General features: G+C 46.6%; 20 protein-coding genes and 1 tRNA gene. 17 read left to right on the forward strand and 4 right to left on the reverse strand.

Annotated features, from left to right (window positions below):
• Positions 1-17: 17 nt before the first annotated feature.
• The 6 genes from PQQ36_RS02840 (at position 18) to PQQ36_RS02865 (ending at position 5465) form a co-directional block, all read left to right on the forward strand.
• Complete coding sequence (locus PQQ36_RS02840) at positions 18-827, forward strand: enoyl-CoA hydratase-related protein (protein WP_017791000.1); 810 nt, start codon at positions 18-20, stop codon at positions 825-827.
• Positions 824-1741: a hydroxymethylglutaryl-CoA lyase gene (locus PQQ36_RS02845; protein ID WP_273660304.1), complete on the forward strand. Its 918-nt coding sequence runs from the start codon at positions 824-826 to the stop codon at positions 1739-1741. Before PQQ36_RS02840 ends, PQQ36_RS02845 begins: the two co-directional genes overlap by 4 nt.
• A 258-nt stretch (positions 1742-1999) precedes the next feature.
• Positions 2000-2557, forward strand: a complete 558-nt coding sequence (ahpC, locus tag PQQ36_RS02850) for an alkyl hydroperoxide reductase subunit C (RefSeq protein ID WP_011081451.1) — start codon at positions 2000-2002, stop codon at positions 2555-2557.
• 136 nt (positions 2558-2693) lie between these two features.
• On the forward strand, positions 2694-4262 hold the full coding sequence (gene ahpF, locus PQQ36_RS02855) for an alkyl hydroperoxide reductase subunit F (protein WP_273660305.1): 1569 nt from the start codon (positions 2694-2696) through the stop codon (positions 4260-4262).
• Positions 4263-4565: 303 nt separating this feature from the next.
• Positions 4566-4778 carry a transcription antiterminator/RNA stability regulator CspE gene (gene cspE, locus PQQ36_RS02860; protein ID WP_011081453.1) on the forward strand — a complete coding sequence of 71 codons (213 nt, stop codon included), beginning with the start codon at positions 4566-4568 and terminating at the stop codon, positions 4776-4778.
• Positions 4779-5324: 546 nt separating this feature from the next.
• On the forward strand, positions 5325-5465 hold the full coding sequence (locus PQQ36_RS02865; protein ID WP_167524325.1) for a hypothetical protein: 141 nt from the start codon (positions 5325-5327) through the stop codon (positions 5463-5465).
• Between the two features lie 94 nt (positions 5466-5559).
• On the opposite strand, the gene PQQ36_RS02870 is transcribed toward PQQ36_RS02865, so the two are convergent.
• The gene (locus tag PQQ36_RS02870; RefSeq protein WP_011081454.1) at positions 5560-6528 is read right to left on the reverse strand and encodes a calcium/sodium antiporter; all 969 of its coding nucleotides are present in this window, start codon (positions 6526-6528) and stop codon (positions 5560-5562) included.
• 425 nt (positions 6529-6953) lie between these two features.
• On the opposite strand from PQQ36_RS02870, the gene PQQ36_RS02875 reads away from it, so the two are divergent.
• From PQQ36_RS02875 to manA, 9 genes are all read left to right on the forward strand, one after another.
• Positions 6954-7538: a TetR/AcrR family transcriptional regulator gene (locus PQQ36_RS02875; RefSeq protein ID WP_011081455.1), complete on the forward strand. Its 585-nt coding sequence runs from the start codon at positions 6954-6956 to the stop codon at positions 7536-7538.
• Positions 7539-7625: 87 nt separating this feature from the next.
• Positions 7626-8657: an NADP-dependent oxidoreductase gene (locus tag PQQ36_RS02880; protein WP_111416273.1), complete on the forward strand. Its 1032-nt coding sequence runs from the start codon at positions 7626-7628 to the stop codon at positions 8655-8657.
• A 9-nt stretch (positions 8658-8666) separates the two neighbouring features.
• Entirely contained in the window at positions 8667-9284 is a 618-nt protein-coding gene (locus PQQ36_RS02885) for a glutathione S-transferase family protein (protein WP_045598129.1), read from the forward strand.
• Between the two features lie 158 nt (positions 9285-9442).
• Positions 9443-9703 carry a DUF3012 domain-containing protein gene (locus tag PQQ36_RS02890; RefSeq protein ID WP_011081458.1) on the forward strand — a complete coding sequence of 87 codons (261 nt, stop codon included), beginning with the start codon at positions 9443-9445 and terminating at the stop codon, positions 9701-9703.
• A 232-nt stretch (positions 9704-9935) separates the two neighbouring features.
• On the forward strand, positions 9936-11333 hold the full coding sequence (uhpT, locus tag PQQ36_RS02895) for a hexose-6-phosphate:phosphate antiporter (protein ID WP_011152339.1): 1398 nt from the start codon (positions 9936-9938) through the stop codon (positions 11331-11333).
• A 136-nt stretch (positions 11334-11469) separates the two neighbouring features.
• A complete protein-coding gene (gene uhpA, locus PQQ36_RS02900) occupies positions 11470-12078 on the forward strand; it encodes a transcriptional regulator UhpA (RefSeq protein WP_026130890.1) in 609 nt (202 codons plus the stop codon).
• Entirely contained in the window at positions 12078-13577 is a 1500-nt protein-coding gene (gene uhpB / locus PQQ36_RS02905; protein ID WP_273660309.1) for a signal transduction histidine-protein kinase/phosphatase UhpB, read from the forward strand. The genes uhpA and uhpB overlap by 1 nt, the downstream gene beginning before the upstream one ends.
• Before the next feature lie 5 nt (positions 13578-13582).
• Positions 13583-14923, forward strand: coding sequence for an MFS transporter (locus PQQ36_RS02910; RefSeq protein WP_011081462.1), 1341 nt, complete (start codon positions 13583-13585; stop codon positions 14921-14923).
• 104 nt (positions 14924-15027) lie between these two features.
• A complete protein-coding gene (gene manA, locus PQQ36_RS02915) occupies positions 15028-16236 on the forward strand; it encodes a mannose-6-phosphate isomerase, class I (RefSeq protein ID WP_182291672.1) in 1209 nt (402 codons plus the stop codon).
• A 248-nt stretch (positions 16237-16484) separates the two neighbouring features.
• Here manA and PQQ36_RS02920 read toward each other — a convergent pair.
• Together PQQ36_RS02920 and PQQ36_RS02925 are read right to left on the reverse strand one after the other, a co-directional pair.
• Positions 16485-16559, reverse strand: a tRNA-Gly gene (locus PQQ36_RS02920).
• Positions 16560-16673: 114 nt separating this feature from the next.
• Positions 16674-18047 (reverse strand): transporter substrate-binding domain-containing diguanylate cyclase, encoded by a 1374-nt coding sequence (locus tag PQQ36_RS02925; RefSeq protein WP_058645627.1) that lies wholly within the window; start codon positions 18045-18047, stop codon positions 16674-16676.
• Positions 18048-18358: 311 nt separating this feature from the next.
• Here PQQ36_RS02925 and PQQ36_RS02930 point away from each other — a divergent pair, with 311 nt between their 5' ends.
• Positions 18359-19522, forward strand: coding sequence for a threonine/serine exporter family protein (locus PQQ36_RS02930; RefSeq protein WP_072615662.1), 1164 nt, complete (start codon positions 18359-18361; stop codon positions 19520-19522).
• Here the strand turns inward: PQQ36_RS02930 and PQQ36_RS02935 are convergent.
• A complete protein-coding gene (locus tag PQQ36_RS02935) occupies positions 19482-19760 on the reverse strand; it encodes an alternative ribosome-rescue factor A (protein WP_011081466.1) in 279 nt (92 codons plus the stop codon). The genes PQQ36_RS02930 and PQQ36_RS02935 overlap by 41 nt on opposite strands.
• Positions 19761-20219: 459 nt before the next feature.
• Between PQQ36_RS02935 and PQQ36_RS02940 the strand changes: the two genes are divergently transcribed.
• Entirely contained in the window at positions 20220-20429 is a 210-nt protein-coding gene (locus PQQ36_RS02940; RefSeq protein WP_011081467.1) for a cold-shock protein, read from the forward strand.
• Positions 20430-20465 lie beyond the last annotated feature (36 nt).

A 20465-nucleotide genomic window follows, 5' to 3' on the forward strand; every position in this document is an offset into this window, starting at 1 on the left:
CGTTGGGGAGTTAGCCCATGGTTAAACAGGCGTTATTAACCAATATCGATGAGCAAGGGGTTGCCACGTTAACCCTTAATCGGCTTGAAAAGCACAATGCCTTTGATGCCGACCTGATCCGCGCATTGATTGAAGCGCTAGAAACCTTCACTTCACACGCACAATTGCGGGTTTTGATTCTCAACGCCAACGGGCCACACTTTTCGGCTGGGGCCGATCTCAACTGGATGCGTGCCATGGCAGAGCAAGACGAAGTCGCTAACCTTGAAGATGCAAAACGCTTGGCCAAGTTGATGCAAACCCTCGACCACTTCCCTGCCCCCACCATCGCCAGTGTTCAAGGTGCGGCTTTTGGTGGTGCACTTGGGTTGATTTGTTGTTGCGATATCGCCATTGCCACCGCGGAAAGCCGCTTCTGTTTGAGTGAAGTTAAATTAGGGTTGATTCCTGCCACCATTGGGCCGTATGTCTGCCGAAGTTTGGGGCAACGACATGCTCGACGTTACATGCTCAGTGCCGAAACCTTTGATGCCAATACCGCACTGGAAATGGGATTGGTGCACATTGTGGTTAACGACGAGAAACAGTTGCCGCAGACCACACAATCGATGGCCCAGCGCCTATTGCACAACAGTCCAAAAGCGATGCAACAAGTAAAACGGCTCTGCCAAGATTGCGCATCCATGCCCATCGAATCGCCGTTGATCGACAAAACCAGTGCCATGATCGCCAATATTCGTTGCAGTGAAGAAGGCCAAGAAGGGCTCAATGCATTTTTCAGCAAAAGGTTACCCAGTTGGTGTCCGGCCAAAAGGGAGCTTGAATGAGACGCTTCTCTGCAGAGAACTTAACCCTGCCTAAACACGTCACGATTGTTGAAGTTGGCCCTCGTGACGGCTTACAAAACGAACACGCCGTTTCCACCGATAACAAGGTGTCGCTGATCAACGCCCTCTCTCAAACCGGATTAACGCGCATCGAAGTGGGCGCCTTTGTTTCTGCTAAACGAGTGCCACAAATGGCAGATTCTCTTGCTGTGTTTGAACAAATTCACCGCAGTCTGGGAGTTCAATACAGTGCCCTCACACCTAACTTGCAGGGTTTTCAAGCCGCTGTTTCTGCCCAAGTGGATCACGTCGCCGTCTTCGCCTCTTGCAGTGAAGGGTTTAGCCAACACAATATTCATTGCTCCATTGCCGAAAGCCTAGAGCGCTTTCAACCTGTAATGGCACAAGCCAAGCAGCTCAACATCCCCGTACGAGGTTACCTTTCTACCGTCATTGACTGCCCTTACGATGGTGCAACCCCGCCCAGCCAAGTGGCTTCCATAGCTTCTGCGCTATATCAGTTAGGCTGCTTTGAGATTTCACTTGGCGATACCATTGGTACAGGCACGCCACGTAAAGTCGCCACCATGCTCGATACAGTGATGAAACAAGTGCCATGTGAACACCTTGCCGTGCATTTTCACGATACCTATGGCCAAGCGATTGCCAATATCTATCAATCGCTACTGATGGGCATCAATACGATAGACAGCAGTGTGGCTGGCCTAGGTGGATGCCCTTATGCTCTCGGGGCGTCGGGCAATGTCGCCAGTGAAGATGTGGTCTATTTGTGTCAAGGATTGGGCATAGAAACTGGTGTCGATCTTGATGTACTCATCCAAACTGGTTGGCAAATCAGCCGTCAGCTCAACAAGCAACCGAACTCAAAAGTTTCATTGGCCAGAAAGCCTTAGCCCAGAAAGCCCTAAGCCAGCAGAGCAGAAGCGCTTTAGAGAATGGTTCCACAACGCTACCATACCGATAGCACCTATCAAAACACTGCCATTAATAGGCAATACTTTTCAAATAACGCCTTTAATCCCTCAGGTAAAATAGAAAAAGCCTATCAATAGAATAGCCACAAGCAATTTTCCTTTCGTGGGTCAGAATGGGAATATACCTCCCGAAGGCAAGCGATGCCAAACCTAACAAACTTAAAGGAAATCAAGAATATGATTAACACTACTATCAAACCATTTAGCGCAACAGCATACAAAGATGGCAAATTCGTTGACATCACTGAACAAGACGTATTGGGCAAATGGTCGGTATTTTTCTTCTACCCAGCGGACTTCACTTTCGTATGTCCGACTGAACTTGGTGACCTAGCAGACCACTACGAAGAGCTTCAATCTCGCGGTGTGGAAGTGTACTCAGTGTCAACTGACACGCATTTCACTCACAAAGCGTGGCACGACAGCTCTGACACTATCGGCAAAATCAAATACTTCATGGTGGGCGACCAAACTGGCAACATCACCAACAACTTTGGTGTAATGCGCCCAGGTCAAGGTCTTGCAGACCGTGCTACTTTCGTTATCGACCCACAAGGTGTTATCCAAGCGGTTGAAATTACAGCAGAAGGTATCGGCCGTGACGCAGAGGACCTACTACGCAAAATCAAAGCAGCTCAGTACGTTGCTGCACACCCAGGCGAAGTATGTCCTGCTAAATGGAAAGAAGGCGAACAAACTCTAGCTCCTTCACTAGACCTAGTTGGCAAAATCTAACCATTTGCGTTGATTACCCCTTAAGTTAAAGAGTGGGCCGGGCGTTTTACTTGACGACCTAAATGCTCGGCTCACTCTCCCCTGATATCCAGAGTGACCGCTCTCCAATTTAAAAAAACTATAAAGGTATTCGAGTATGCTAGACCAAGCGATCAAGCAACAGTTAACCCAGTATCTAACAAATCTAAAACAAGACGTCCGTTTAGTGGTCAGCCTAGATGACAGTAAAGGCTCACAAGATATTCTTGCGCTCGCCAATGAAATCGCGGAACTAAGCCCGCTGATCACCGTTGTCCGTGATGATGCTGCGAGCACACGCAAGCCCGTTATGACGGTGACTAACCCAGAGAAAAGCACTGCGCTTCGCTTTGCAGGTTTGCCAATGGGTCATGAATTTACATCCTTGGTTCTTGCCCTGCTTCATTCAGGTGGTCACCCGATCAAACTGGATGCAGAAACCATCGAACAGATTGCACAACTAGACAAAGAACTCGATGTGGAAGTCTTTATTTCCCTTTCATGTCAAAACTGTCCGGATGTGGTGCAAGCGTTCAACATGATGGCGGCGATTAACCCGAAAATTCGCGCAACCATGATTGATGGAGCCCTGTTCCAAGATGAAGTGAAGCAGCGTGACATCCTCGCGGTACCGAGCGTCTTTGTAAACGGTGAGCTGTTTGGTCAAGGCCGCATGTCATTGACAGAAATTCTTAACAAATTGGACGATGGCGCAGCAGAAAAAGCGGCGGCAAGCCTTAATGACAAAGATCCGTATGACGTTCTCGTTGTCGGTGGTGGCCCTGCAGGTGCAGCCGCTGCGATTTACGCAGCGCGTAAAGGCATTCGCACCGGTATTGTTGCTCAGCGTTTGGGTGGTCAGGTGATGGACACTATGGCGATTGAAAACTTTATTTCAGTCAAACACACGGAAGGTCCAAAACTGGCGGCTAACCTTGGTGAGCACTTGAAAGAGTACGGTGTTGATATCATCACAGAGCAGCAAGCTGAAAAGCTGATGGGCGCGCAATACACGGAAGATGGCAAAATTCACGTCAATCTACAAAGTGGTGCAACGCTTAAAAGTAACAGCGTTATCCTCAGCCCAGGTGCTCGTTGGCGTGAAATGAACGTCCCTGGTGAACAAGATTATCGCAATAAAGGCGTGGCGTACTGCCCACACTGTGATGGCCCTTTGTTCAAAGGCAAGAAAACCGCTGTTATTGGTGGTGGTAACTCCGGTATCGAAGCGGCCATTGACCTTGCAGGTATTGTAGAACATGTGACGGTTTTGGAGTTTGCTGACACATTGCGCGCTGACCAAGTGCTGATCAATAAAGCGAACTCTCTGCCTAACGTCGATATCATCACCATGGCTCAAACCACTGAAGTGGTTGGTGATGGTAAACGTGTGACTGGCTTGAAATACAAAGATCGCAACACTGATGAGATCAAGCAGTTAGATCTTGCTGGTATCTTTGTTCAAATTGGTCTTGTGCCGAATACCGAGTGGCTAAAAGATTCTGACGTTGAGCTTTCTGCTCGCGGCGAAATCGAGATCGGTAGCCGTGGTGAAACCAGCCTAGAAGGTGTATTTGCCGCTGGTGACGCGACAACCGTGCCTTACAAGCAAATCATCATCGCAATGGGCGAAGGGGCAAAAGCGAGCTTGGGAGCGTTTGATTACTTGATTCGTAAGCAAGGCTAAAACCAACCAGCAAAGGCATGTCACAAAAGAGAGAGGTTTAAAAGCACCTCTCTTTTATTTTTAACCATGCTAAAAAATAATTTGCTTAAAAACAAAATAAAGCTATCTAATAAATAAAAAGTGTGTATAGTAATCATCAGCTCTTACCAAATGAGCTATTCATGATAGATTTAGTTCAAGTTTAATCTCAGTTATCTTTCGATACCCTTCGTTTAGCCTCTGCGACAGCTTTTCCTTAATACCCATAATAGCTTTTGTTATCAGCAATTAATTAATCGAAAAATTTAATACTTAGAGGTATCTATGTCTAATAAAGTAACTGGTTCAGTAAAATGGTTTAACGAAACGAAAGGTTTCGGTTTTATTTCTCAAGACAACGGTGGTAACGATGTGTTTGTTCACTTCAACTCTATCGTTTCAACAGGTTTTAAAACTTTGGCAGAAGGCCAACGCGTAACATTTGAAGTTGAGCAAGGCAAAAAAGGCCCACAAGCTGCAAACGTAACTGCGCTATAATTTTAATGGCGTGGTCACCACGGCCACGCCATCTCCTGCTCTGCCCCATCGTTTAATCCATTTAAAATCAATCACCTTCATTAGACACCTCTGATCTGTTTGTCGACAGTTTTAAAGACTTTTTTGTTGCCAACAGAACAGGAGTAGACACATCTGTGTCATATTGGTTTTGTATATTCATTTAATCAAATTCATCGGAGAACTTATGTCTCGTAGAACCACTCGCCAACGTCATTGGTATCAACTATTACGTGAAAAACACTTAAAGGAAGAAAATTTAAAGCATGTTCAAAATAAACTTTAATATTTACAAAGATAATTTAAATTGGTCTGCAGAAATACATCAACTTAACAGTGATATATTAACGCGACATGTTGCACTCAAAACTCAGCTCGGCGTTTTCGATTTAAACTTTGATTTTTGTGAAAAATCGAACCAAGGCAGTATTTTTTCACTCAGTGGAAATAAAATAGGTGCATTCTCGGTCTTTTAGGTGTATTTCATCAATAGATAGCATCAAAGAAAAACACAGAAAGAGAGCGAAAATGGATAAGAAAAAAGAAAAAACCAGCAAGAAAGAGACATTGGACGCTGATGAGCAAAAGCCACTCACACAGCACCAAACTCGAAAGCGAATTGAAGACATTTTGGAACAGAAAGAATTCGAGAAACGGTATGCACTTTAAGTGTTCCAGTTACCAACCATGCCCTGCCATGCACAACTCTGATTGGTAACTGGATTGTTCAACTTGCTCTAGCGGTTAATCTACCGTTGAAATCCTACAACGCACCGTAAACCAAGTAACCGTTATAAACCACATAGCAACCTAATAGCACAGCACCTTCCGTTCGGGTGATGGTCTGTTTTTTACCAAAGCGCACTGCGGTCACTAGTAATAGCAGCGTAACAAACAGCATGGTTGACCAATCTCGCCAAAAGACTTCTAAACCAATATTTTCGATCGGCTCAATACTGGCTGCGATGCCCACTACCGCCAATGAGTTAAACATGTTTGAGCCAACAACGTTACCCACGGCGATATCGTGTTCACCCTTTCTTGCAGCCACAATCGATGCAGCGAGTTCAGGCAACGACGTTCCCAATGCCACAATGGTTAAGCCGATCAACAAATCGCTGATACCCAATTGCTGAGCAATGTTCACAGCGCCCCACACCAGCATTCTTGAACTGACGATCAGCAGAACTAAACCGGCGATCAACCAGAAAATCGCCATCCCTTTAGAAAGCTGTGGTACATCCAGTTCTTGTTCAAATTCCGTCGCTAGAGCGTCTTTTTTCGCTCTCATTGCACTCCAGATAGACCAACCGATCACGGCAAAGAAGCCCGCTAACAGCACTAAAGCTTCCATCAAGCTAATGGTTTGATTCCACAACATGCCCCCTAGCAATAGGGTAATGAGCAATAACAACGGAATCTCTTTGCGAATGATGTTGGAATGAACCACAATCGGTGCGATCAGCGCAGTGGTACCAAGAATCAAGCTGATATTGACGATGTTAGAACCCAACGCGTTACCCAACGCTAATGCCGGATTACCATCCAATGCCGCCATCGCCGAAACCACCATTTCTGGCGCTGAAGTACCAAAACCAACCACCAGCATACCGATCAATAGTGCGGGCATGCCAGCATACTTAGCGCTCGCAGCGGCCCCTTCGACAAACTTATCTGCACTCCAAACCAGAAGCGCAAAACCCAATACAATTGCAACACTTGCCAATAACATGTTTGTATCCTGAAAAGATAAATCACACAGGCGAGTAAACGGTTCGAGAAAGAGGACTTAAGCGTGTCATCGAGGGGAAAGAGAAAAGGCATCAAGCGAGTTTCTGCATCTGAACGACCCAATGACAAGCCAACACTTTCGTGTGTTTACTCGCATTACGGGTAGGCTTAAACCAAAGCAAAGTTCGAATTGCTACCCAAATTCAAACTTTGCTTAAGTCTTGCCAGAACAGATGAACGTGAATACCACAAGCATTAAGCTCGGAGACTGTTGATATTCACTCCTCAAACCATGAGGAAGGCTACTCCCTTAAGCGGCGCTATTCTATTACCAAACCACGAGAAAAGAAAACAAATTGATCGTCATAAGATCAAACACCAGTTAAACACTAGACGACTGGTCTAATATCCTTTATAGTGGCGCTCATGAATACGAAAACCAATGACACTCGCCAACACATTCTTGACGTTGGCTATCAACTCGTCGTCAACCAGGGCTTTACTGCCGTGGGATTGTCGCAATTGTTGAAAGAAGCAGGCGTGCCGAAAGGCTCGTTTTATCATTACTTCAAGTCGAAAGAGCAATTTGGCCAAGCATTGATTGAGGAATATTTTCATCAATACCTTGCTCGCTTAGAGGCGCATTTTAACCAGCAAAATGACTCTGGTTTTGACAACCTTATCTCGTATTTTTCTCGTTGGCTTTCCATTGAAAATGGTGTGTGTAATGCCAATCGCTGTCTTGTGGTGAAGCTCAGTGCTGAGGTATCTGACCTATCTGAAGCGATGCGTCATACACTTTCGCAAGGTGCACAACGCGTTATTCTGGCGTTGGCAAGCGCAGTACAAACTGGCATTGATGATGGTTCGATCTCGGTAAACAATGCCACGGCTACCGCACAACAGCTTTATCAACAATGGCTAGGTGCCAGCTTGTTGAATAAGTTAATGCAGGATCAAACGCATTTAGAACAGTGCTTAGCCAGCACCAAACAGATACTCAAAAGGTAACGTTCAAACACGTTATCGACACCCCGCCTTGCTGGCGGGATTTTTTGAAACAAACACTAGACGACCGGTCTAATAAAGGAAGAATAGATGACTCAACCTACAAACCGTCAAATCGTGCTCGCGTCCCGCCCAGTAGGCGCACCAACCGCAGACAACTTTGCGCTTACACAGAGTGACATCCCAACGCCAGCCCAAGGTGAAATGCTGCTACGCTCTGTTTATCTGTCACTCGATCCCTACATGCGTGGCCGCATGAGTGATGCCAAATCGTATGCCGAACCCGTTGGTATCGATGAAGTCATGGTCGGTGGCACGGTTTGCCAAGTTGAAGCATCCAACCACGCCGAGTTTGAAGTGGGTGAATGGGTGTTGGCTTACACAGGTTGGCAAGATTACGCGCTTTCCAACGGTGAAGGCTTGATCAAATTAGGCAAACAGCCTAGTCACCCTTCTTATGCACTTGGTGTGATGGGCATGCCTGGATTTACTGCCTACATGGGCCTATTGGATATTGGTCAACCCAAAGAAGGGGACACATTGGTGGTTGCCGCAGCAACAGGCGCGGTCGGCTCTATGGTGGGACAAATTGGTAAACTCAAGGGCTGCCGCGTCATTGGGATTGCCGGTGGCGAAGAAAAATGCCAATTTGCCAAAGATACACTGGGCTTTGATGAATGTATCGACCACAAAGCGGCTGACTTTGCCGAGCAATTAGCAAAAGTTTGCCACAACGGAATCGACATCTATTTTGAAAACGTCGGCGGAAAGGTCTTTGATGCAGTGATGCCGTTGCTTAACACTGGTGCACGCATTCCACTGTGTGGTTTAATTTCCCAGTACAACGCCACATCACTGCCAGAAGGTCCAGATCGCATGTCTATGCTGATGGCGCAACTGTTGATCAAACGCATCAAGATGCAAGGTTTCATCATTTTTGATGATTACGGCCATCGCTATGGTGAGTTTGCCGCGGACATGACCCAATGGCTAGCACAAGGAAAAATTCACTATCGTGAACATCTTGTCCAAGGGCTGGAAAACGCGCCTGACGCCTTTATTGGCCTGCTTGAAGGGAAAAACTTCGGCAAAATGGTCGTCCAAACCAATCAACCACGCTAGGAGCTAGGTATGATCACTCTACATCATCTCAACAAATCCCGTTCAAAGCGTATCATTTGGTTGCTGGAAGAGCTGGGCGTTGACTATCAAGTTGTCGCCTACCAGCGAGACAGCGTGACGTTTTTAGCACCACCAGAGCTGAAAGCGATCCACCCACTAGGCAAATCACCGGTCATCGAAGCCGATGGCAAAGTGATTGCTGAGTCAGGCGCGATCACCGAATACCTCATTGCCAAACACGCCCCACTGCGATTGGCTCCAGCACCAGAGAGCGCTGAGTACGTGGAATATCTGCAATGGCTGCATTTTGCGGAAAGCTCCGGCATTTTGCCTTTGCTGCTTAAAGTCTTTTTAACCAAAGATGGCGCGCAAACGCAGTTTCTTGCTCAGTACGCAGATGCGGAGATCAACAAAGTGGTGGGTTATCTCGACCAAAGCTTGCAGGGCAAAAACTACCTTGTTGGTGAGACGCTCTCCGGTGCCGACATCATGAACTCGTTCATTGTCGAGATTGTGCAGCAATTTGGTTTGCTTGAGCAGTATCCGAACCTTGCCCGTTACGCGGATACACTCGCCAGTCACCCAAGCTTTGTTAAAGCGCAAGCGCTGGAACAACAATACAATTAATCCCTTTTAAACACTGCCTTTGCCAGCCGCTGATACGGCTGGCTTTTTTTATTCCTCTAATGCGAATAAAACCACCTATTTTCGCGATGATTTAACACAAACCCCAATCCATTCTGTATAGTAGCGACCAAAGAAATTGACTCAAAAATGAGGAAGCAATGAGAACAACATTATTGGCCCTGCTAAGCGTACTCGCCCTGTCAGCTTGCAGTGAAGTAGGCAGTGAAAGCTGGTGCAACGACATGCGCGATAAGCCGAAAAGCGAATGGAATGGACAAAATACGCTAGACTTTGCCAAGCACTGCCTACTCAACAACGAGATTGGTAGCAAGAGTTGGTGTGAAGATATGGATGAAAAATCCAAAGGCGATTGGACGGCTAAAGAAGCCACCTCTTACGCTAAGTATTGCGTACTTTAGTTGTTAAATATCAGAGCCACCTTTGGCTCTGATTTACTTTGATTCTCAGATCCCTCTCTTATATTCAATGTGATTCTTTTCACGCTTTCTCTCCAACTTTGCTGTTTCTAGGAATTTTTCCTAGGCGATCTAAGCCCTCCTCTCATGTGGTTTGCTCTTTCGCTCTCTAGAATCGTCGCCAGTTAATGACAAAAGTTCACCTGTGTACGACACAATGACAAGAGAGTTCACAATGTTAAAATTCCTTGAACAAGTGCGGAAGCCGACCCTCGACCTTCCGGTCGAAGTAAGACGCAAAATGTGGTTTAAGCCGTTTATCCAATCTTACCTTGTGGTATTTATTGGTTACTTGACCATGTATTTGATCCGTAAAAACTTCAACGTCGCGCAAAACGACATGATCTCCACTTACGGTTTAAGCATGACCGATTTGGGTCTGATTGGTCTTGGTTTTTCGATTACTTACGGTATCGGTAAAACCGTCGTTTCCTACTACGCTGACGGCAAAAACACCAAGCAGTTTCTCCCTTTCATGCTGATCCTTTCTGGTCTTGCCATGCTTGGTTTCAGCTTCAGCATGGGCGGTGGCAGCGCCAGCTTGTTCTTGATGGTGGCGTTCTACGCGCTCAGTGGTTTCTTCCAAAGTACGGGTGGCCCTTCTAGTTACTCAACCATCACGAAGTGGACACCACGCAACAAACGTGGTTCTTATCTAGGTCTTTGGAACATGTCGCACAACGTGGGTGGTGCTGGTGCGGCTGGTGTTGCCCTGTTCGGTGCTAACTACCTATTCGATGGCCACGTCATTGGTATGTTTGTCTTCCCTTCTATCATCGCCATCATCGTGGGTTTCATCGGCATGCGCTTTGGTAGTGACTCACCAGAGGCTTATGGCCTAGGTAAAGTTGAAGAACTTTTTGATGAAGCCGTCAGCGAAGAAGATACTGCAGCTGAAGAAAATCAAATGACCAAAAAAGAGATCTTTGTTGAGTATGTATTGAAAAACAAAGTGATCTGGCTACTTTGCTTTGCCAATATCTTCCTTTACATCGTGCGTATCGGTATCGACCAATGGTCAACGGTTTACGCGTACCAAGAACTTGGTCTATCAAAAGAAGCGGCAATCTCCGGTTTTACCCTATTCGAAGTGGGCGCACTCGTCGGTACGCTAATGTGGGGTTACCTTTCTGACTTGGCGAACGGTCGTCGTGCTTTAGTGGCGTGTGTGTCTCTTGCTTTGATCATCGTATCCCTTGAGTTCTACCAACACGCGACAAGCGAGTTCATGTACCTAGCATCGCTATTTGTTCTTGGTTTCCTCGTGTTTGGTCCTCAACTGCTTATCGGTGTTGCTGCGGTTGGCTTTGTTCCTAAGAAAGCCATCAGTGTGGCAGATGGTGTAAAAGGCACCTTCGCTTACCTAATCGGTGACAGCTTTGCCAAACTTGGTCTTGGTATGATTGCAGACGGTACACCAATCTTTGGTTTGACCGGTTGGAAAGGCACCTTCGCGGCACTGGATACCTCAGCAATGATTTGTATTGTCCTTCTTGCCTTCGTTGCTATCGCAGAAGAGAAAAAGATTCGACATAACAAGAAGAAACTTGAACTCGCGGCCAGCCAGTCTTAATTCATCAGCGCGCTTTGTCCTGCAAAGCGCGCTAGATCATTAAAACCAAGATGTCGATTTAGTATCATAGTCCGTTTTTACTTGAGCTCGTATGAGCTCGCTGTCGTTTGTGTATTGCTGAAATGTGGTTGTTATGATGATTAACGTAGCGCTTGTGGATGACCATGTCATTGTTCGTTCTGGTTTTGCCCAACTATTAAATCTTGAGGCGGACATTTGCGTTGTCGGAGAATTTGGCTCCGTCGCGGACGCACGAATCGGCTTACCTGCGTGCAAGCCAGATGTTGTGATTCTCGATATTTCAATGGCGGATGAAAGCGGCCTAACGTTACTCAGTGAAATTCCATCCGGCATTGCCTGCATCATGTTGAGCGTGCACGACTCCCCTGCCATGGTGGAAAAATCGCTCAAACTGGGTGCCAAAGGTTATTTAAGCAAACGTTGCAGCCCTGATGAATTGGTCCAAGCGGTGAGAACCAGCGCGGCAGGTGGTTGTTACCTTACTCCAGACATCGCAATGAAGCTCGCCACACCGAACGATAAAGCCACCAGCCTCACCCAACTCACACGCAGAGAAAACGAAGTGTGTCAGTTGCTAGCGCGAGGGTTGGATGTAAAGTCCATCGCTGCCGAGCTGGGGTTAAGCCACAAAACGGTTCATGTTCACCGTGCTAACGCCATCGACAAACTGGGCGTAAAAAACAACGTCGAGCTGGCAAAACTGTTCTCTCAAGAGTCATTTTAATGCGCAGTTACACCATCACATCACTGTGCGGCTTTTTCATGACCGCTTGTGCTTGGTTTTGTCTGTGGGTGATCGCCTACTACTTTGTCAACGACGCAGAGTTGGCTATTTTGCTGTTCCCGTTTGCGCTGCGACTTGGCATCACGCTACACACTCACACCCGATTTTGGCCAACCATCTACTTAGCGGAATGGGGATTAACCGTTGCGCTGGCCTTATTGCTTGATCAGCCACAGTGGTTAATGGTGTTGGTCGCGAGCGTCTTAAGCATCCCGGTTGTCTGCCTAGCGAAGAAATACTACCGAGGCGATCACAACCAGCATTTGGCGATCATGGCGGTCATTATTGTCATCACTGCGTCCATCAACGTGCTGGCGGTGGGGTTTCATGTTCAATCGGTTTACATGGTCTGGCTTGCCAGCGTTACTGGCGGTTTGATGCTCTTGCCTATGTGTTATTTGCTCTGGAACTATTTGTTTCAAAGTCCATGGTCTCCGCTCACCTCAAACCTGCTTGCCAATACCGTGGAATTTAAGGTGCGCCACATCGTTTTGTATACGGTGTTACTCATCACCAGTATTTTGATTCAAACCAGTTTGCCGGATGAATTAAAACGATTCGCGCCGTTTTGCATGGCGATTCCGATCATCGTGTTGGCGCTACGCTATGGCTGGCAAGGCGCGCTATTGGCCACCATGCTGAACAGTGTGGCGCTGATTGCTGCACGCAGTGGAGTTTCCAACTTAGAAATCACCGATTTGTTGCTATCACTGTCAGCACAAACCCTAACCGGCATCATGCTCGGCTTGGCGGTGCAAAAACAGAAGGATCTCAACCAACAACTGCGCGGAGAGCTATCGCGCAACCAAACGCTCTCCCGTCAGTTGATTCAAGCGGAAGAATCGGTACGCCGAGATGTGGCGCGAGAACTTCATGATGAAATTGGCCAAAACATTACCGCGATTCGAACGCAGGCGAGCATCATCAAACGTATCGACAACCTCGAAATGAACATTCGTTGTGCCGACACCATTGAGCAGCTCTCTCTCAATGTCTACGACACCACTAAGCGTCTCTTAAGCAAGTTGAGACCAAAGATGCTGGATGATTTGGATTTGAAGGAGTCCGTCGAGCAGCTCACTCGCGAATTGGAATTTGATAACCACGGCACGCGCGTTCAACTCGATTGGCAAGGTGATTACCACTCGCTCAGTGACACTTTGAAAGTCACCCTCTTCCGTTTGTGCCAAGAGGCACTGAACAATGCCGCCAAATACGCGGAAGCCACGTCCATCGTTATCGAACTGTCCATTAGGGACGAGTTTTCTCTCAATATTGCAGACAACGGTATCGGCTTTAAAACCGAAGAGTGCATGAAAGGCATGGGCATTCGCGGTATGCAGGAGCGTGTGCAAGCTTTGGGCGGAAAAATGTATATCTATTCTCTCAACGATCAAGTGACTGGCGCGCAAATTGCCATCACATTGCCGAAGGTGTAACGCGTATGTTTGGACTGTTTCAATCTCCGAGCTACACACAAGCTCCCTTGGACAAAAGCCAAGTTGATGAACGTTATCGTTACTGGCGACTGCATATCATGATCGGCATGTACATTGGGTACGCGGGCTTTTATTTCACTCGCAAAACCTTCAACTACGCCGCGCCTGCCATGATTGTTGATTTGGGCTTAGACAAAGGCGATCTCGGTTTAATCGGCACGCTTTTCTACATCACCTATGGCCTATCGAAGTTTATCTCCGGGACGATTTCTGACCGCTCTAATCCACGTTATTTTATGGGTGTGGGCCTGATCGCCTCAGGGATTATCAATATCGTATTTGGTTTTTCCAGCTCGCTGATTGCGCTTTCTATCTTGTGGGTGCTCAACGCTTGGTTCCAAGGTTGGGGATGGCCTTCTTGTTCCAAACTCCTCACAACCTGGTATTCGCGCTCAGAACGCGGCTTTTTGTGGGCAATTTGGAACACCGCCCACAACGTGGGTGGCGCACTGATCCCATTATTGGTCGGCTACCTCACTTTTCATTTCAGTTGGCGTGAAGGCTTTATTGTTCCCGGCATTATCGGCGTGTTGCTTGGCCTTATTGTTTGCTGGCGATTAAGAGATAAACCCACCACTCAGGGGCTGCCCACCGTCGGTCAGTGGCGTCATGATGCGCTCGAACTGGCTCAAGAGAAACATGGCCAAGGACTCAGCTATCACGAAATTCTCACGCACTATGTTTTCAACAACAAATACATTTGGTTGCTCGCTTTTAGCTATGTACTGGTTTACATCGTGCGCACCGCAATCAATGACTGGGGCAATCTCTACCTTACCGAGCAACACCATTACTCTCTGATCAACGCCAACGCTGCATTGTCGATGTTCGAGATCGGTGGCTTTGTTGGTTCTCTCGTAGCAGGTTGGGGCTCGGATAAACTGTTCGGTGGTAACCGCGGTCCGATGAATCTGCTATTTGCCGCCGGTATTTTCTTGTCTGTTGCTGCTCTGTGGTTAATGCCGTTAACCAACTTTGCCTTTCAAGCGGCGGGGTTATTCTCTATTGGCTTCTTCGTGTTTGGCCCACAAATGCTTATCGGCATGGCAGCCGCTGAGTGTTCTCACAAAGATTCAGCTGGCGCAGCCACGGGGTTTGTTGGTCTGTTTGCCTACATGGGCGCGGCGTTGTCTGGCTACCCGCTTGCACTGATTTTGGAAGAATACAGCTGGACCGGTTTCTTCGTCACCATCTCTATCTGTGCGGCGGTGATCGGCTTACTGTTGCTGCCCTTTCTTCAAGCTCAACCGTCTCGTAAACCACTGGCCCCCAAACTGCGCTTATAGAGACAACCTCTTTCTTACTTAAGGTGAGCTAAACGCTCACCACCGCTTCCACCACAATTTTTTGCTTCCGATTCAGTTCGGAGGGTTTTCTACGGGTAAAATTCATGAATTTGAACATAATTTCATCAAAATGCTTCTTCAAAATGGACAATAAGATCCAAAACTACGACTGGGGAAGCCGCTCTGCTATTCACGATTTGTTTGGCTTTGCCAACGACGATCATCGCCCGCAAGCCGAAGTTTGGATGGGCACGCACCCCAATGGCTGCTCGAGCATTAAAGGAAGCAATGTTTCACTTTCGCTCGCCGAGTTGATCCAGCACGACCAAGTCGCCTTTCTGTCTGAGCCAACCGCGAAGCAATATGGGGATTTGCCGTTTCTGTTTAAGATCCTTTCAGCAGAGCGCGCCCTCTCCATTCAAGTTCATCCGAGTAAACGCGATGCGCAAACTGGTTTTGCAAGAGAAGAGCAATTGGGCATTCCACTGGATGCCGCTTGGCGCAACTACAAAGACGCCAACCACAAGCCCGAGTTGGTCTACGCCCTCACCGACTATCAAGCGATGAACGGCTTCCGACCTTTCGAGGAGATCCTTGTGGGATTTCGCCAATGTCACATCCCGGAGATCAACACGTATCTCGAGCAGTTTGAGCAAAACACCAATGAAGCTGGCTTACGACGCTTTTTTATCGAGCTGCTCTCGATGAGCGAGCTTCGTAAACAAAACGCGCTCGATCAGCTGGTTACGTATGCCTCACTCAATCAACAACAACCCACTTGCCGGCTGATCATTGAACTGGCCGAGCAATATCCCAATGATGTGGGCTTGTTCGCACCGTTGCTCCTGAACGTGATAACACTCAAACCCGGAGAGGCAATGTTCTTAAACGCAAGGACACCTCATGCCTACATTAAAGGCACCGGGCTTGAGATCATGGCAAACTCCGACAACGTTTTACGCGCTGGTCTAACGTCCAAACATATGGATGTGGAAGAGTTGGTGAAATGCACCGATTTTGTCTCCAAACCCTTAGAGAGCTTGCTCACCCACGCGCACATTGTCGGTTGTGAGCATCACTTTCCCGTGCCAGTAAAGGACTTCCAGTTTTCGATACTGTCAAAGCCAGAGAATCAACCCATGACAATGTCGAGCGCCGAGATACTCATGGCCATTGATGCCGATTTGACCTTAGTGGCCTCGAACGGTGAAACCCTAACATTGAGCAAAGGGCAATCGGCCTTTATTCCGGCGTACGTCAAGACTTACGCCATCTCAAGCTCTGGGCGTATCGCCCGTGCGTTTAATGGTTAAATAGTAAATGCATTTGAAAGTGGCAGAGCTGCGTTTCTGTCACTTTTTCTGACACATAACTTCCAAGCAAACAAATCGCACCCAGAAATAGCAAACCGATAGACTGAAAAACAGAAGAGTAGGAACAACGTGATGAGATGAAACGGATGAGCAAAATTCTGTAGCAAGATGGATCGTAAAATCGAACAGTAACGCTGTTAGCTTAGCTAAGAAATTCAGATTAAGTTATTGATTTTGAATCAGAGAATTGGAGCGGGCAGCGGGAATCGAACCCGCATCATCAGCTTGGAAGGCTGAGGTAATAGCCATTATACGATGCCCGCGCATCGTGAGGACGGGGTCTACTATGCCACAACTTAGATAAAAGAAAAGCCCTAATAAGTTCAATCGGTTAATTCAGCACCAACTTCTTTCCTAGATGCTCAAATTGCGTGCACTCAGTCAAATAATCGAGCAACGCACGCCTGATTTTTGCCAAGCCGCTTAGCTTGATACATCAACTTATCAGCCATCCCTAGGTCGATATGGCCATTGGAAAACGGGTAATACGCACAGCCCAAGCTGATAGTCACGCCTTCGGGAACGTTATTAAATGTGAGCTTCTCGACCACATGGCACACCTTTTTAGCCAGTGCTTGTGCATCAGTAAACGCCAAACCAAACGCGACAATGGCAAACTCTTCGCCACCAATACGAGCGTAAAGCGCGTCACTCGGCAACGTTTCATCCACCTGCGTCGCCACATTTTGAATCACCAGATCGCCCGTCGCATGACCATAGCTGTCGTTGATTCGTTTAAAGTCATCAATATCAAAAATCAGTACTGAAACCGAAACGGCTTCAGGTGAAAGGTTTTTCAATTGCTCCATGAAGTGACGGCGATTACTGATTTGGGTTAAGTAGTCTTGTTGTGAGAGTTGCAGCAAGTTTTCATTTGCCAACTGCAATTCGCGGGTTCTTGCTTTGACGGCTCGCTTCAGCACGATGATGTAAGCAAGGGAAGTCAGCCCAAAAAGAGCAAGTATCGAAGGGAACAAAAATTTCGGGTAGACGGTTTGTACCGTGATCCAACTGGTGATCGTTCGCTCTATCAATTCTTCCCCCACCACCTTAAAACCGGCGTTAATGGTCGAAAGCAGTGCACTCCCCTCTGCTACCGCTGGGCGAATCTCACCGGAATAGAGATAAAGCGCAGGAATAAAAGTGACGGTTTGAGCAGTGGTGTAGATATAAAAATTTGCGACTTGGAGATCGGCAACAAAAGCATCGATTTCTTCTCGAAACGCCGCCTCCATCATCAAGCGGTTATTCTTGAACCTAACCAGCGGTAACTTAGGGAAATGAGTTTGAACAAAGTACTCTTCATAACCCCCTTCCACCACACCCACACCTCGATTACCGTCTCCAGATAGAAAAAAATTGAGATCAGTAGTGATGATCCTTTGACTTAGATAGAGCTGAGTATTGATCGTCATAATAGGTTCAGCGAAATCAAACCTTAGCTCTCTTGGCTCAGACCACAACATCCCAGCATGCACGTCTGCCTTGCCTTCTTCCACCGCGGTTAACGAGTCATTCCAATCCACAAGCAAAAACTCAATGTCGACACCGTTTTGCTCGCCGTACAACTTCCAGAGATCAATCAAGATGCCTCTAGGGCTCCCATCTTCTGCTAGATAAGAGAACGGCTTCCAAGCCTTGGAATTGGCGACTCGAAGCGTTTTTCTTTCTTGCTCTTTAGCGCTAACAAAAATGGAAAACAGGCCAATTAAGCTGAACGCAAGCAGTAATATTGCGGATTTTTTCATCATTGTTTTAAGTGAGTGCGCCTTGTCAGGAGGAGAAATTCTCGTCCGCTATTTTTCATTGATGAACACGCCAAATTCATATGGTCAGTACAACTAAGCCATTAAAATAATTAAGCGACATGTCAATTATAAACGTTGTTCTAGAGTTTGTAGTGATATCGTTAACGTTAGAATTTTTAATTATTGATAGAACAATAACTCTAAGCAATAGAGATTTTTATAAATTATTTTATGACAAAAACGAGCTAAAGATCTCGCTAAGTGTTAACGTCTCTGCTACTTTATCGCCACTTTTGATCGTTTCACAATTTAACATGCCAACGCAGTACCGAATTAATAAAATCGTTGAAATTGGAGATACTCTACATCGTAGTGGCTGTGCGCCTTACAAAGTAGAAAAGTACGCTCAATATTATGCGAAAAAACATGATGTGGATGTCATGATTCAGGCGACGCCAACCGCGATTAACTATCAGTTTTCTGATGAAAACAACACCGTCGTCATGAAACGCCTAAAACCAGCATCCATCAACTTAAGTTTGCTGGCAAATACCATTATTCGCATTAACCAACCCAGCCATGAACCTGTCCCTGAACCCGTTGGCTATTCCAAATGGGTGATTGCGATGGCAAACATGGGCATACCACCGGCCTATTTAATGTTGGTGGGCAGCACATTAGAAGCGGTGGGAATTGCGTTTTTGCTAGGGCTGCTGGTATGGCTTTGCCAGCAAGTGTTCCATTCTCGTCGTTCTATTGCAGTCGAATTTTTCTCTGCCCTACTTACTGGTATTTGTGTCGCGTACTTAGCCAATAGTGGATTGCCGATCCCCGTCTGGGCACTGTGTGTCGCCTCGGTTATCTTGTTTGTTCCTGGCCTATCCATTGCTAACTCTTTGGAATGTTTGGCTTTTAACGATTTAATTTCCGGCACCAGTTTACTTGGCCAAAGTGCGCTCACCTTAATTAAGCTGTTTGTGGGTATTGTCATGGGGCTGAATATCGGTGAAGCGATATGGGGACAAGCGGAGTCGATTTCCTACACCAATGAAGTGCCATTTTGGATGCATATCTTCGGTCTATTTTTGCTGTCAATTTCACTCGGCATTTTGTTTAATGCGCGCCCAATAGACATCTTACTTGGCTTACCTGTTGCCATGCTGGGCATGTGGGGACCGTTCTACCTTGGTTTTGAAAGTGGCTGGGTGGTAGGCACTTGGGTGACCACGGTGCTAATTACCCTTTACGGCACTTGGTTGGCAAAGAAAATGGAGCTGACTGGCTCTATCTATATCGTACAAGGCATTATTATTTTGGTCCCTGGCAGCCGGGTATTGATCAGCGCCAGCCAATCGGTGTTTGAGCAGTCAATTCTACCAATCCCAAGTATTGGTCTCTCAGCGCTGTTCATGTTTTCTGCGATTGTGGCCGGACAAATCACCGCGTACGCGATTTACTCACCAAAAATTGAACACTAAGCGCCGATAAAGAAAGAGCCCTATTCAAAACTGATTCTCTTATCAACTTTGAATAGGGCTCTTTGCCTCTGTGCTTCGCTTTTCGTTGGAAGCTGCCTTTGCCTTTTTTCGCTTTGACCACACGGGTTCGAAATAGCTGGCTGGTCACTAATGCTTTTAATGCATTATCGTTAATGGTTCCTCGCCCGATTTCAGTGTCTACACTGACTTCTGCGAGATATTCTTGTTTCTTTTTCATCGTTACCTCAAATAAATGGTGAGACTTTTATAAAGTCGCGCTATTGAAAGGCAAAATATCATCACTGTCAATTCCCCGCTCTTAAAAAACACACTTAAACAGGGGCCATATTTTCATTTACTGGCCCGATGAGACAGGCAAAGATTTTGCAAAATATCGCAAACCAACCCAACAAATATAATAAGCCTCTGTTTTACGCTGCGTTATTTTGTAAAAAGACTAATTAATTGGAAACAAAACAGTGATTCGCTACAAAGATTCTAACTTTCCCTAGCGTGAGTCGTTGACTCCTGCAACCGATCTCCTAGACTCTTGTCTGGTGGGAAAGAAAGTCTTTGTTTTACACATTTCGCTGGATTACATATAAACCCTCGGTGTGCGACACAATAGAGTTTTTTCTACAAGCAATACTAGTCGCTAACCCGACTCAATAGTTTTTTAAAGAGATAGGATTTACACATGTCTAACACAGTAACCGGCACCGTAAAATGGTTTAACGAAACTAAAGGCTTTGGCTTCATCAAGCAAGAAAACGGCCCGGACGTTTTTGCACACTTCTCTGCTATCAAAGGTGATGGCTTCCGCACTCTTGCTGAAGGTCAGAAAGTTTCTTTCGTCATCTCTCAAGGCCAAAAAGGTCCTCAAGCAGAAGAGATCACACTGCTTTAATTAGACTGGACATTTTTACGGTAGCCAGCCATAGTG

It is taken from the genome of Vibrio sp. CCUG 15886, from assembly GCF_028570825.1.
In the GTDB taxonomy this organism is placed as follows: Bacteria; Pseudomonadota; Gammaproteobacteria; order Enterobacterales; family Vibrionaceae; genus Vibrio; species Vibrio vulnificus_B.